The sequence below is a fragment of the Paenibacillus cookii genome, assembly GCF_018333375.1.
GTDB lineage: Bacteria > Bacillota > Bacilli > Paenibacillales > Paenibacillaceae > Paenibacillus_AQ > Paenibacillus_AQ cookii.
The window spans coordinates 18923-33119 of the sequence record NZ_BORW01000015.1 but is presented as its reverse complement, the minus strand read 5'-3'; the positions used below and the strand labels follow the sequence as shown (position 1 = coordinate 33119).

Annotated in this window: 12 protein-coding genes and 1 riboswitch; of the genes, 7 read left to right on the top strand and 5 right to left on the bottom strand. The window is 52.3% G+C overall.

Going from position 1 to position 14197, the window contains the following annotated elements; all coding sequences use genetic code 11:
• The first annotated feature begins 176 nt into the window (after positions 1-176).
• Together KI367_RS14805 and KI367_RS14800 are read left to right on the top strand one after the other, a co-directional pair.
• Positions 177-386, top strand: coding sequence for a hypothetical protein (locus KI367_RS14805; RefSeq protein ID WP_212950581.1), 210 nt, complete (start codon positions 177-179; stop codon positions 384-386).
• Positions 387-963: 577 nt separating this feature from the next.
• A complete protein-coding gene (locus tag KI367_RS14800; RefSeq protein WP_212950579.1) occupies positions 964-1395 on the top strand; it encodes a hypothetical protein in 432 nt (143 codons plus the stop codon).
• A gap of 45 nt (positions 1396-1440) precedes the next feature.
• Here the strand turns inward: KI367_RS14800 and KI367_RS14795 are convergent, their stop codons facing one another.
• Entirely contained in the window at positions 1441-2328 is an 888-nt protein-coding gene (locus KI367_RS14795; RefSeq protein ID WP_444544268.1) for an NAD(P)-dependent oxidoreductase, read from the bottom strand.
• Between the two features lie 128 nt (positions 2329-2456).
• Positions 2457-2816 carry a MerR family transcriptional regulator gene (locus KI367_RS14790; RefSeq protein ID WP_212950575.1) on the bottom strand — a complete coding sequence of 120 codons (360 nt, stop codon included), beginning with the start codon at positions 2814-2816 and terminating at the stop codon, positions 2457-2459.
• A gap of 330 nt (positions 2817-3146) precedes the next feature.
• Between KI367_RS14790 and KI367_RS14785 the strand changes: the two genes are divergently transcribed.
• A complete protein-coding gene (locus tag KI367_RS14785; RefSeq protein WP_212950573.1) occupies positions 3147-4022 on the top strand; it encodes a hypothetical protein in 876 nt (291 codons plus the stop codon).
• Between the two features lie 542 nt (positions 4023-4564).
• Here KI367_RS14785 and KI367_RS14780 read toward each other — a convergent pair.
• Both KI367_RS14780 and KI367_RS14775 read right to left on the bottom strand, forming a co-directional pair.
• Positions 4565-5383, bottom strand: a complete 819-nt coding sequence (locus KI367_RS14780; RefSeq protein ID WP_212950571.1) for a WYL domain-containing protein — start codon at positions 5381-5383, stop codon at positions 4565-4567.
• Entirely contained in the window at positions 5370-6680 is a 1311-nt protein-coding gene (locus tag KI367_RS14775) for a helix-turn-helix transcriptional regulator (protein WP_212950570.1), read from the bottom strand. The genes KI367_RS14780 and KI367_RS14775 overlap by 14 nt, the downstream gene beginning before the upstream one ends.
• 152 nt (positions 6681-6832) lie before the next feature.
• Between KI367_RS14775 and KI367_RS14770 the strand changes: the two genes are divergently transcribed.
• Both KI367_RS14770 and KI367_RS14765 read left to right on the top strand, forming a co-directional pair.
• The gene (locus KI367_RS14770) at positions 6833-8098 is read left to right on the top strand and encodes a methyltransferase domain-containing protein (protein WP_212950568.1); all 1266 of its coding nucleotides are present in this window, start codon (positions 6833-6835) and stop codon (positions 8096-8098) included.
• Positions 8099-8104: 6 nt separating this feature from the next.
• On the top strand, positions 8105-10690 hold the full coding sequence (locus KI367_RS14765) for a metallophosphoesterase (protein ID WP_212950566.1): 2586 nt from the start codon (positions 8105-8107) through the stop codon (positions 10688-10690).
• A gap of 55 nt (positions 10691-10745) precedes the next feature.
• Here KI367_RS14765 and KI367_RS14760 read toward each other — a convergent pair whose 3' ends face one another.
• Positions 10746-11882: a response regulator gene (locus KI367_RS14760; protein ID WP_212950564.1), complete on the bottom strand. Its 1137-nt coding sequence runs from the start codon at positions 11880-11882 to the stop codon at positions 10746-10748.
• 111 nt (positions 11883-11993) lie between these two features.
• Positions 11994-12093, bottom strand: a riboswitch (cyclic di-GMP riboswitch).
• A gap of 401 nt (positions 12094-12494) precedes the next feature.
• On the opposite strand from KI367_RS14760, the gene KI367_RS14755 reads away from it, so the two are divergent.
• Complete coding sequence (locus tag KI367_RS14755) at positions 12495-12827, top strand: PadR family transcriptional regulator (protein ID WP_212950562.1); 333 nt, start codon at positions 12495-12497, stop codon at positions 12825-12827.
• Entirely contained in the window at positions 12824-14140 is a 1317-nt protein-coding gene (locus tag KI367_RS14750) for an FtsW/RodA/SpoVE family cell cycle protein (protein WP_212950560.1), read from the top strand. Before KI367_RS14755 ends, KI367_RS14750 begins: the two co-directional genes overlap by 4 nt.
• Positions 14141-14197 lie beyond the last annotated feature (57 nt).

Sequence of the window (14197 nt, the reverse complement as noted above, 5' to 3'; positions counted from 1 at the left end):
CCGCAGGAGCCGAATTCAAATTCATAGATTGGGGCGTGAAAGCTTGATCAGGCGCGCGTTTTCTCTAACATCTTGTGAAGTATGTCATAGGGGGCGGGAAAGTAGATTTTGAATAATAAGGGGAGAAGCTTGGTCCGGAAGAAATGGAGTATAGTTACGGGAGAGGGGGAAAACCGATGTCAGCCGGATGTGAGCAGGATTATATGATCGAGCGCGTAAGCGAGGCTTTTGCGTGCAGGGTGTTGTGGTGCGAAGGGCGTCCATGTTTGGAGTACGGCAGCAGAGAGGAGCTGGACCGCATATCCGCTTACGTCAAAACCGAGTTCGGCAAAGAATTGCTGGACGTGTTTTTTACGGCCGTTGAAAGCCTTCCGCCGGAATCTTGAACCACTGGTTTGATAACCCTGAGCCGTAAGAGAGACGTTTAGTGTAAGAAAAAACTCATCATGCTGTCGGAATGACTCAGAGAGGAATAGATAGAACCGGCCCGGTTGGCTGGTTCTTTTGACTTTAGGGCGTTATTTCACGTTTGCCTTCCGTATGGTACCTCGAGCAGGATTACAGTTATATTTTACAACTAGTTTTTTGTGAAAATTAGTATATATTTATTCTGCTATCGTCGAACGAACCCAATATCTACCAAACGGCAGGGAAACGCCGGTCACTGATGCCCAGGAGTGATTATGATGAAATTCCACTATTATCGCAATCTAAATAAAAATGAGAGATACGCTACTACTAGACGGCATCGTTAACAGCCAAATACTACTTAATATCAAACAGTGGATTCAAGAACAAATGAACAAACCGGATACCTCCATTTCAGGCGTTGAACAACTTATTGTAGAGTGGAATGGCAAAGAACATTTGGTTCATAAGGTAAGGTTCTTATAGAATCGTTTCTAAAAGGAACAATATTTTCGAGAAGAGCGATAATATTAAAAAGTGAGTGTATGAAATTATATGAAAATTACGCAAACAAGAACTGGATTAAGAGTAAGAAGCCTTCCGGGTGTTCATCCTGAGGTTAGAAGAGCATGCTTGGAGTTTGCAAGCTGGATTAGGGGCAATATGGAATTTCCAATTAGAGTTGTTGTCTATCTAAGAAAAGACTACTATATAATGACTGTGCTAAAAGAGAAAGTTTCAGCATCATTCTTTGCGCCGTATAATAAAAATGATGAACCATATATACGCATTGCAACTGGAGACTTTGAGGAATTAGATTCAGAAGTCGGTAGGGATGATGCCTTAGCTGCTTATCTTCATTCATTTGCCCATGAGTTAACCCACTACCAACAATGGATTCATGATAAACCGTTTCTTGAAGATGAAGCTGAAGAAACAGCACGCTTAATTGTAGAACAATATGGAGAAACAAGGGAACATCCTTGAGCACAAAAGAAGCCCCAGACCCAAGGTCAGGAGCTTCCCCGAATGTTATGCATTCGGCTGTTTCATGATTTCGATCAAACTTGTGAAGCTGTCGGAAGCATGCCCTTTTTCCATGCCGCGACGGAAGAGGCCCAGTACGGCCGCCGGCAAGGAAGGATCGAGTCCCGCGTCTTCGAACGTGTGCACGACGTGTTCGACGCTTGCCGTCCCCATGGCCAGCCGGTCCACGTCCCCGGGATGTTCTCCGGCGTTCAGCCGCGGCGTGTAGAATTCAATGAAGTTAGGCAAAGACAATATATTCTCTTTGGCGTAAGCCAAGTACTGCTCCGCGGTGATTCCATGCGCATTGGCGAGGGCAACCGCCTGCAGGTAGCTGAGCATCGACGTCCAAAAGATAACCATCTGCAATTGGTAATACAGCATGGCAAGTCCGGGATCTTCGCCGCGGTAATCGGTGCTTGTCAGCACGGTTAACGTTTCTTTATGAGCCTCGAAAACGCTTATTGGGCCGCTGTAGAAGGCAGATGAGCCCGGGTTGCCGATTCCGGAAGGCGGAACCTGCACGCCGCCGGCGAGGAGCACGGCCCCATAACCCGCCAGCCATGCTGCCGCTTGTCTCGCTTTTGCCGGGGTGTCCGAGCTCAAGTTTACGATGACTTTGCCGTGCAAGCTCCCTTGCGCCGACTCCAGGATGGCATACATGGCGTCATAATCGGTCAGGCTGAGGATGGCCAGCGGGTTCGCGGCCAGCGCCTCCTCGACCGTAAGTGCCTTAAGTGCGCCTTGAGCAGCTAATTCGTCTGCTTTGCTTAAGGTCCGGTTCCACACGGTTACCTCGTAGCCTTGTTTTAGAAACGTCCCCGCCATCGCTTGACCCATCGGCCCCAGTCCGATGACGGTTACCCCTTTGTGATGTCCAGTTTCCAACGTCAAAACCCCTTTCGGAATGAAATTACATCCATCATAAAGGGTGACGCTAGTGGTAAAGTCAACGCCCAAAATAGCAAAAAGACGCCTTCGGAGCGCAATCGAAATCACGATCCTTGGACGTCCTGAAAAGGTTATTTTTTTCGGCGCACCGTATTTGCGATTTGTTTTTCCAAAAGCCCCTTCCATTGCTGCAGAGCTTCGATTTGACCGTTTACGTTGCGGAGCTTCTCGTGATAGGTCGCCAACATTTCCTCGCAATATTCGTATTCGTCGGGCTCGGCTACTTCCGTCTTAAACAATGTCCCGATTTCTTCGGTCGTGAGTCCTAAACGCAAATACAGCCGAATGGCCTTGACCCGTTCTACGGCCGATTCGCTGAAGTCCCTGTAGCCGTTCTCCAACCTCCGGGCCTCTAGCAGGCCTTGATTTTCATAATGCCGAATCGACCGTATGCTGACTTGGCTCAAGCTTGCAAGTTCGCTGATTTTCAAGGCGGGTGACCTCCTTATGGGGAAGACGATATCATTTCTCGATAATAAGAGGTTATCTGAAAATCGCCAAAAAAGAAAGCATCGCGCATCGGTGCTCGAAAATATATGTTCGGCGTCTTTTCGAATAGCAGGGGGCCAAAAGTACGGCACAACTTTGGTAGGAACCGCTGCGGCGGCCATTGCGGCAAAACGCTAGGCGAAAAGAATCGTTTTTCCGGGACATTCCGCGAAATGGGTTGTGCGCCGGGCGATGTTTATATACGATCAGGCCAAGTCTTTTTTCGTTAAAACGACTAAGCATCAGAACATGACGGAAAACGGAGGGAAAACATGAAATTGTCAAAGGCCATGATGGCAGCGGTGATGTTGGGAGGCATTTGTTTGTTGGGCACCGGTTTTTCGAACCAGGAATCGGACAAAGCAGTGACGCTTGGGCAATCCGGGCAGAACGGCAGCGAAATTCGTATCCCGCACAATGAACGGCTGCTTCTGTCCACCGACGAGAGATGGATCGCAAAGGAGGGCCATCAGTCCGACCTGATCCGGCTGCAATGGACGGCGGACCGGGCTAAGCCGGCGATCGCCTGGGCCGATGAGAACGGCATTGACAAGACGGCGATCATTTCCCACGATAAAGCAAACAACCCGGAGCAGCACGATCATAAGCATATGTCGTTTGAGACGACAATGTCGCCAACGGGACCCTATGCGAATCAGCTGTTCACCCGATTGGAAATCCCTTACGACACCGACGTCAGCGAAATCCGCACCCATTCGTCCAACTTTAATGTGATGAACGGCATTTTGAGGGTGGCAGGAGAAACCGGGTCGAACCGTGACCTTCAGTTCAGCGTGGCCGGCAACGATAACGAGACGACGCCAAGATGGGCCGTCCGTGCGGACGCTTCGCAGGAAGCGGGGGATAACGCCGGCTCCGATCTGCAGTTCGTCCGTTACGGCGATGACGGCGAAGCGTTTGATGCCGCGCTCACCTTGCAGCGCAGCAGCGGCAACATCGGAATCGGTACGGACAGCCCCGATACAAAGCTCGATGTGAACGGGGACAAGATCCGCATTCGCGAAAAGTATACGCCTGCATCGTCCAGCGAGCCTTGCAGCCAGGGGCAAATGGCTTGGGACGAGCAGTATGTGTACGTTTGCGTTGCCAAAGACAGCTGGAAAAGGACGGAGCTCTCGTCCTGGTAAATCGGAGGAATGAGTTTGCCTGCATTCTCGTAATTACGCCCAATTTTCCAAGTTTCTCATGATATAATAGACCAAGGACTTAAAGCGGTGGAGCGGCCACGGCGCAGCACACTCCGAAAGGAGGTGTTGCCATGGCCGCACTTGTGGCGCTGCTGGATATCCTAAAATGGATCGCTACCCTACTAAGCCTAGTGTTTAGTATTCGGAAGCTCTATCGATGGATCAAACGGAAGCTAAACAAGCGAAAACCCACCGCTAAAGGTTGAGCGCCTTCGGTGGGTCTTCGTTAAGCTAATTTAACTTAGCGCGCCGTGGGGTTCCACAGCCTTTCTGTCCTTCGAGCCTTTGCCGTTCCCGCGGCAAAGGCTCTTTTTATTATATGTCGGCAATTTGTTTCTTTATACTTCAATTCTATCATTTGTCCGGTGCTGGATCAACCGATTTGAGGTGAGGGGGATATAACACGAAAGAAAAGCAAGTTCGATCCGCATTTTGCTGCGAATAAACCTGCATCTTCTCCTTGAGGCTCCCGGCGCTTCTCTTCAAACCTCCTCATCCGCCTCCAACACCCCGTACCGCTCCAGCGCCTTCGTCGAAGCTTCCACCATCCGCTTTTTGACGTAATCACCTTCCAAAACTCTGACCCGTTTTCCCAAAAAACGCAGCTTGGAAAGCAGATATTCGATTTCTTCCCCCAGGAGGCATACCTTGACGGTATATAGATTCCGGTCCGCGTCATAGGCGACTTCCTTCTCGAAACAGGAAAATGCGTATAGAATGCGGGACAGTTCGCGGTTATACATAGGAAGGATTTCGATAAGGACCTTCGTTTTGCGCGACTCAAGGGTGAGGCGGGTCCGTTCCAGCATCCGATCGACCCGTTCGTGCGAGAGGTCCGCTTCGGCGATGAACAGGATTTTGTCCAGTTTCGTTTTCATGAGCGCGTGATGCCGCACGCGGTGCCACAGCAAATACCATTCCCGTTTGACCATCGAATACTCCAGCTTGTAGGGCACGCCCAATTGATCGGAAAAGATCCGGTCGCCCCGGACCCTGTACGACAGCCGAATGCCATGGCGGTTCAGGATCAGGCGGCGGATTTTTCCCAGCAGGGGATGGTATACCTGCTTTTCCCGGCTGCGGGCTTTTTCGATCAGATGAGGATGGGGATCGAAGGAATCATCCGGGTCCAGCATTGATTCCAGTTTGGCCAACGTTCCGGCCGTAAACGCTTGGGCTGCCGCGGGATGCGCCAGCGCCGTTTTGAGCCAGGCCCGCTCGTGGGCGGTTGCCATGAACGTCCCGGCATCGTCCAGGCGCGAAATGATCTGGTAATTGAAAATTTTTTCAAACGGATTCATAGTAGGCCCGAATCTCCTTCCATTCCGCGATCAACTCCCGGCGCAGCTGCACAGGCTCCAGCACCTCGCAGCTCGACCCGAAGCTCCGCAGCCAAGGTTTGATTTCCTGCGTGCCGTTCACCGTGATCTCATAGATGAAAGAGTCTTCGCTTTCCTCGACGATTTCTCCCCACTGCCCCTGCAAGAGCACGCGTTCTTTAATGAAATTCGGCTCCGACCCGCCGGGACTAAAAAATCTGGCCCGCACCGTCACCGGCCGCCCCGTGTCGATCAGCCAGCTGTAACGAATCCGGTCCATCAGCTCCGCCTGCTTTTCCTCGAACCAAGCCTGCGCCGCGGGCTCCCCGGTTTCGACCTGCGTCATGCCCTCCATCCGGTATTTCCGGATGCCTTCCCGTCCGTAACCAAGCACATACCATCTTCCGTATTGGTGGTCATACACCACCTTCAGCGGCAGCGTCGTTTCAAGTTTCCCCTGGGATTCGCGCTCGAACAGCGGGTTCGTGTTTTGCGAGGCGTAGCTTTTGTCCGATTTGGGCGAGAAGTACAAAAACTTCATTTTGCGCCGGCCCCGGATCGCATCCAGAATGGCGAACAAATGGGCTTCGTCCAGGATTCGCGAATGGTAGTGGTATTTGTACAAAAAGGGTTCGACCGCCTCTTTTTCCGCGCCGCTGCGTACGAGATGTTTTTTGAGCCCGTCGCGCAGCAGATATCCTTGTACGGATGGGATTTGGGTATTGGCCATCACGTCCACGAAATCGTATAGATCGAGAAGCTCCTCATCCGTCAGCTCATGGATCAGCTCGTTCCGGATGCGGTATATATAAGGCCTTGCCCCGTTTTCCCTTCGAATGACGCCGACTTCCTCCAGGTATTTCAAGTCTTTGCGTAACGTTTTTTCGTCCGGCAACGAGAGGTCCGCGGGGAGATCGGCCATGCAGCAGTCGAGCAGCTCCGACGCAGTCATCGACCGGCCGTTCAGCGCCGCGAGCACGAGCGACAACCGCCGGCTTTCGGACTCTTTAAGCGACTTGGCCCGGAACAGGAACAGCAGCATCGGGTCGGCCGAATCGTCGTACCGGTACCGGATCGCTTCGGCGAATTCTTTGCCCTGCTCCTCCGGCAGCTGTTGGTACGTGGCGTGCACGATGTCTTTTAATCGGCGGAGCGTTTTGTCGAAGGTGTTGACGGAGATGCCGAGCCGTTTGGCAAACTGCTGCCTGTTGTAAGCCCCGCTCGTCAGCACGAGCATGCGCAGAAACTGGATCTCTTTGTCGAAGCTTTCTTTGGCCATCCGTTTTTCCCTTCTTCCGTAAAAAATGCTCCTTTCATTGTATCAGTGGATGGAGATGGGGAAAATGCCAAACTTTTTTCCTGTCGTAATACTTCCGCCATGTTCGCGCGGCCGGAAATACGCGATGATAACAGCACAGGAGGGAGTTACCGATGGCAATCGTTCAAGTGAAATCGACCAACCCGCAATTTTCGTATCTCATCAAAAAAAATCCGGGTTCCGGCATGATGCTGCGGAGCATCCGTCAGGGAATCGCGTACGGCTGGTATACCGACGAAAACACATATAACGTTTATTTCAAGGACGCGGACAATGAAATTTCCTATAAACAGCACCAGCAGGAAACCTTCGAATATCTTAACGTTTCGCGATATCATACGCCTTTATTTCCGCTGAACGCGATCGGGGAATTTTTTTCGGCCCCGCTGAAAACGCAAGACGAACGGGATGCGGAAGGCTATGAACATACCTTTTACATTCCGATGATCCATATCGAGTTGACCCGCTATATCGATTTTTTTGCGAAACATCTTCCGGAATTTACGTTTACGACCGTCCATCTGGCGCATAAAAGCTATTCGTTAACCGTCACGACGCAAAAAAGCCTGTATCAGCTTCTGCATGTGGTCAGCGTATTGTGTTTGTTCCTGTCCATGTTCGGCAACGAATACATCGATATTTCGGAAAAGGTGCTGGAGAAGTACATCCGGAGCATGCACGTCATCGACGCGCCGTTTTATATCCGGAGCCTGTTCGTTCGCAACTTTTTGTCGTCCAAGGAACGGTTCGGCCGATACAAAGCAGAGCTCGAAAAAACGGACCGCTACAGCATTCAATTTGCGTACGGGGGGACGGCGCTGCAGCGGCGGAATTTCATCGGGGGCGTGCTGCCTTTCGACAAATCCATTCTGGATGTGGGCTGTGGCGAAGGGTTTTACGCTCTTCCGTTCGCCGGCAAAATCGACGGCACGTATTATGCGGTCGACGTCGACGAAGAGGCGCTTTACAAAATGACGCGCAGAGCGGAATCGAAGCAGGTCGCCAACATTGCGGCTTTTGGATCGATCGGCCATTTCCTCGCGGAATACAGCGGCGAGCGGGTGGACGTCATTTTGACCGAAGTGATCGAGCACATGAGCGAAGGGGAGGCCGCGGAGCTGATCCGCCAGATTGGGCGAGAGGTCGATTTCGGCCATTTTGTGATCACGACGCCGAACAAGGACTTTAACCGGTTTTACGGACTTGCGGGTTTCCGCCACGACGACCACAAATGGGAGATGGGACGGGAGGCGTTCCGGCTATGGCTGCTGGACGCGATCCGGGACGCGGGCCTTTCATGCGAATTCGTGGACATCGGGGACGAGGTGGACGGCATCCGCACGACGCAGGGGGCCATCCTGAAGAAAAAGGAGGTTTAATCGATCATGGAAATCCGGACGAAAATGCATACGATCTTCATGCTCGTCGGTTCGACGGAATGCGGCAAAACGACCTTTGCCAAGGAAGTGCTCATGCCGGGACTGCGGTTTGAAGACGCGGATAAAAACATCAAAGCGAATATTCAATACCTGTCTTCCGACCAAATCCGTCAGGAGGTGCTCGGGCATGACTACGATAAATACGACCAGGTGATGCTGGAGGCTAGCGAGCAGGCATTCCACCTGTTGTTCGAGACTCTGAACATGGTGACGACGTTTCCCGTCAACGCGGAGTTCGTCGTCGTCGATACGACCGGGCTGGCCGAGGATTTCCGCGCCAAGGTCAAGGATATTGCCCGCCGCAACCATTACCATCTGGAAGTCATCGTGTTCGATTACCGGAAACGGGAGGATTATTACGCCTCGGAACGTTCGAAGCGGCTCATCACGAACCATATCAACCGCCTGAAAAAGGAGGTGCTCGGAGCGCTTGCCCGCGAGGGGTACGACCAAATCCATAAAGTGCGCGCGAAGGATTTTTACCGGCCGGAGGCGGGTGTACGGAATCCGGAGTACAGCGTGGTCATCGAGGATCTTGACGCCTATCTGGACACGGTGCTGCCGCAAAACCGGCAGTATATCATCGTCGGCGACGTCCATGAACGCGTGGATGAACTGCAAGGGTTGCTGCTGAGCTACGGGTACCGGATCGAGGCAGGCAAGCTGATCGCCGGAGACCGGGTGCGGGACGCGAAAATCATCCTGGCCGGCGACTGGATCGACAAAGGGACAAAAACGAAAGAAATCGTGGAGTTTTTGCATGCTAACCGCGAGCATTTCCTGTTTGTGATGGGGAATCACGAAAATTTCGTGCACAAATATGTGCAAGGCGAAATCAGCGGCGCGGATCCAGAGCTGCTTCGCACGTATTTCGATTCCGCCGGGACGCTGCAGGCCGATCCGGAACTTTGGGACAAATTCGAGTGCCTGGTATCGAAGGCGAAGCCGTTTTACCGTTATCTTGGCGTGAACGGCCCATCCTATTACGTGACCCATGCCCCGTGCAAAAAGAAATATATCGGCAAGCTGGACGCAAACGCCGTCCGCCATCAGCGCAACCTGCGGATCGACCGCGAAGCGCCGCTGGAAGGGCAGTTGTCGTTTTTGCAGGAGGAAGCGGTCGGGAACCATCCGTACCATATTTTCGGCCATATCGCCGCGAAGCGCGCTTTCCGCATCCGAAACAAAATCCATATCGATACCGGGGCCGTCCATGGAAATGGACTGACGTCTGTCATGATCACGTTCAAGCCGTTCATGAAGTCGCATTCATCGCGCACGGCCGCGACGGCGGAAGAACTGCCGGTATTGTTCCGGGAAGAGCGCAAGGTTTCGGTGCAGGATTTGGGAGAGGACGAAATGCGCCGGCTGCATTACTGCTCGCGTCATCACATCAATTATATTTCCGGCACGATGTCCCCCGCGGACAAGGACCCGGAAAGAAACGAGCTGGAGTCGCTGAAAAAAGGACTGGATTATTTCCGCGGGCACGGCGTCCGGCAGGTCGTTTTGCAGCCGAAATATATGGGCTCCCGCTGCAACGTCTATTTGCATCAGGAACCGGAGCAATGTTTTGCCGTCAGCCGGAACGGCTATAAGGTGAAGCAGGCGGACTTGACGGAGATTTATCGGAAACTTCTGGACCGGTTCGGCGGATACATGAAGCAACACGGGATCTCCATGCTGCTGCTCGACGGGGAATTGCTGCCGTGGAAGGCGCTCGGAGAAGGGCTGATCGAACGCCAGTTCAAGCCGATCGAAAAAGCGCTGGAAACGGAGCTGGCGTTTTTGCGGCATAACGGATTCGAGCCTGCTTTGCAACAGCTGATGGAACAATACGACACCAGCGGGTTCGAGCAAGACCAATACCGTACCGCCAAAAGCGTCTTAAGCGAAAAATACGGCGCCAGCGTGTATCAAACCTATAAGCACCTGCATGACGTCCGGGAGAGCAGCGTGCCGCTTGCCGAACATGACCGGGCGTACGAAGTCTATAAGAAGCAGCTGGAGCTGTATGCGGAAGATGCGGAAATGGAGTATAAGCCGTTTGCCGTGCTGAAAATCGTATACGACGATGGACGGGAGCAATTTCCGGCATGGAGCACCTCGGAGATGTACCGTTTCCTTTCGGAGGATGAAGCGATCACGCTGGATTTGTCCGATCCGGATAGCGACGCCCGGGCCGAAAGCTTTTTCGGCAAGCTGACCACGGAAAAGCATATGGAAGGAGTCGTCATCAAGCCGGAGACGTGGAATGGCCGGACGGTGCCCTACATGAAGGTGCGCAATCCCGACTATTTGACGATCGTATACGGCTACGATTACCGGTTCCCGCACAAATACCGCAAGCTGATGAAGCAAAAAAGCATTATGCGCAAGCTGCGGACATCCTTGAACGAACATCAGCTTGGCGTGCGGATGCTTGAAGTCAAATTCGGGGAGATTTCCCCTCAGCATCAGGCCTATCAGGAAATCGCCGCCAATCTGCTGTTCGAAGTCGGCCAGGAACGGGAGATCGATCCGCGGCTGTAAACGAAGAACAGCTTGACATCCGCCCCCGAACGTTACGTTCGGGGGATTGCTGCAATCAGCGCGTTTGCTGTTTCCATTGCTCATACCACGCCAAGATTCTCGGGGGAAAAGCAAGCTCCAGCTCCCGCATTCTGGTGGCAAGGAGCCAGTACTGCTCTTCGACGCTGCTTGCGTCGCCGAGGCTGTCGTAAAGCGTCATTAGGGTCAGATACGTTTCTTCCCGGTCGGGCAGCTGCCGCTGAATGCGCAGATTCACGTCAATCGCTGCTTTCCTTTTCCCGCGGTCCATATAAAACCGGGCCAGGTTTTCCGCGTGCTGCAGCCACAAGAGCCGGATTCGTTCCCGTTCGTATTCGGCCCACAGGTACTCGTATTCCCCCAGATAATTCCCTTCGAACTGATCGAGGACCTGCTCGTATTCCTCCGCGTTCGTGAGGTCTATAGCTTCTAACCGCTTAAGCCGCTGCTCCCATTCCTCGACGTCGACCCGGGCTCCCCCGATGGTGAGCCGGTATCCGGCTTCAAGTTCTCCTTTGATGATGCGGATCATCGTCAGGCCGGCCTTGGACAGGGTTTGGCGGATATGATAGATGGTCGTGTACAGCTGCTGGGTCGCCCGGGACACATCAAAATCGGGCCATAAAAGCTCGATTAACGTGCCGCGATCGACCGTACGCTCGCGGTGGTGAAGCAAATAAGCGAACAGCTCCTGCGCTTTGTTCGTGCGCCATTTCAACGTTTGCGGCTCCATTCCGGGAAGCTGGACCCGAAGCTGATTGAAGCACAGGAAAAGCGGCGTTTTCGCTTTGCCGGACGCTTCGGGGTCTTCCTGAAGCCTTTCGCGCAAACGCTGAACCGTCAGGCGCAAGCGGTCCAAGCGCACGGGTTTCATAATATAGTCCAGCGCATAAAGCTCAAAGGCGCGTACGGCATATTGGTCGTAGCCCGTCACGAAGACGATTTCAGTGTGCGGAACGGCAGCCTGCAATTGTTCGCCGAGCTCAAGTCCGTTCATTTCAGGCATATGGATGTCGAGAAACACGACGTCGGGCCGCTGTTTGACCGCAACCCCAACCACCTGATAAGGATTCGAACATAAGCCCACGACGTTAACGCCACCGATATCGTATTCAAGTTTCTTTTTAAGATATTCCAGAGCTAATGGCTCATCGTCGACTAGTAAAGCCCTCATCCTGATTGATTCCACCTTTATTCGTATTGCCTTCCTTGCGGTTATGCAGGAAAAAGAAAAAACCTCCGTCAAGCAGCAGGCATGCTAAATAGGACGGAGATTCCCGTCGTATTCGGCAGCTGGCTGGCATTGGCATTTGCTGCTATGGCAAAACCGTTAGCCCCTGTAGCTTTGCGTCCCCGTTTTTCAATCGGGTTTGCCATTATCGTACGAGCATATATTCAAGCAAGAGTGAGTAAACAAATGAATTATACAAGAACCGTCTGAATATTTTCTGAACTTGGTCTGATCGGCGGGATCGGCGGCTCTGAAACATGCTGATATTAAAACAACCATTGCCGAAAATCCGGTCAATGGTTGTTTTTTGCAGCGCTGGTTATTTATCGATCATGTCACGTTTAAATTTCTACAATATGCCTCAAAAATAGGTTAACAACCGGACCTATACAAAACCTATACAATTTTCGAAAACCTTCCTTTATATATATAAGGGGGGGCGTAATTAAAGGTTGTCTATTTAGGAATCCTTCTTGCATTTCATGGTTTATTTACATATACTCATATACATAGTAATTCGATATATCGTAAATCTAGGTATAAGGAGATCGTCGGATGGCAGTCAATAAAGAGCTGCTGAAAGGCAGCACCGCTATTTTAGTGCTCACGTTGTTGAACAAGAAGGAGATGTACGGTTACGAACTGATCAAAGAGATCGAGCGAAGCTCGGAGGGGGTATTTTCAATGAAGGAAGGAACGTTATACCCCATCCTGCATTCCCTGGAGGCCGAAGGTTGGCTGGATGCCTATTGGAGCACGCACGACGGGCGCAAACGCAAGTATTACCGCATTACCGACCGGGGCAGAGGCCAACTGAAAGAAAAGACGCAAGAGTGGGTCCAATTCCGGACCGCGGTGGATCGGGTTATTGGGGAGGGAACATCGTGAACCAGCTTGAACAATGTGCGGCCGTTGCCGCATTTTTGAACCGGGTATGCAGACACGTTCGCGCCAGGGAGCTGCATGCGGATATCCGCGAGGAGCTTATATCCCACGTGGCAGAACGAATGGAGCTTTTGCTTGAGGAAGGGATGCCCGAGGAAGAGGCTGCCGCGGAGGCGGTCCGCCAGATGGGAGACCCGGATGCGATTGGGCGCAACCTACACCAGGCTCATAAGCCTGCCGTGGAATGGAAGATGTTTGTTATTATAGCGGCGATGGCGCTTTTGGGCATTTTCGGAGTGTTTGCCGCCCAGCAATCGGGAATGTACCCGAAATTCGGCACGAGGCTTGTCGAAAATAAAGTGCTGTTTACTCTTATGGGCATGGCCTTCCTGATGGTGTTCTACTTTATCGATTACCGCAAAATACAAAAGCATTCGGCCGTGCTGTTTTACGGCATGTTACTTCTGATGTTGCTTACCCTTTTTGTAGGGATCGACCTCAACGGAAGGAAGGTGTTTCTCGCGTTTGGACCGTTTGGCGTCAATATCATGGCCGTTTCGCTTCCGATCCTCGTCTTGGGGCTGGCAGGCATGAAGCCGGCTAAGGATTGGCGCGGAGCGGAGCATCTTGTTCAGCTGGTCGGCAGGGGAGCGCTTCCCGTTGTATTGTTTTCCTTAGGGTCTTCCTGGTTTTACGGCCTAATCTATCTCGCTGCTTTCTTCTTGCTGACTTGGAAAACGAAAAAGAGCGGCGCCCAATTTTTGTTGCTGGCCCTTCCGCTGCTGTCTTTATACATTTTCGCCCTTGCCCAAGCCAGCCAGTTATACCATCGTCTTCATGCGTTTTTATATCCGGCGGGGGAGGGCAGCCATCAGTTGCTTCAAACCAAGGCGGCGATTCTTTCGGCGGGCTGGTTCGGGCATGGATTTGCCGCGCGGTTGGATACGCTTCCTTATGCGTACGCGGACTCTTTGTTTCCGTATCTGATTTATTGTTTCGGCTGGGGATTCGGCATCCTCATCGCTGGGCTGGCGTTCTGGTTTATGGTCCGGGTCTGGAAAATGAGGGACCGCATCCATGACGAATATGCAAGAAGAATCGTCGTCGGATTCATGAGCCTCTTCGCCATCCGGATGTTCTGGCCGATTCTCATGTCTTTCGGCATCGTCCCGATTGTCGGCGAGGTGCTGCCTTTCATAGGGTACAGCAATATGATGCAAGTCTTCGATTTTGCCGCTGCAGGGCTGCTGCTGTCGATTTTCCGGCGTCAAAACATGATTCCGAGGGAGATGGGAGAAGCGTTGAAAAGGCACTGACATCTTGATGTCGGTGTCTTTTTTTTGGCAAAGGGGACATATTAATCTCGATTTTAA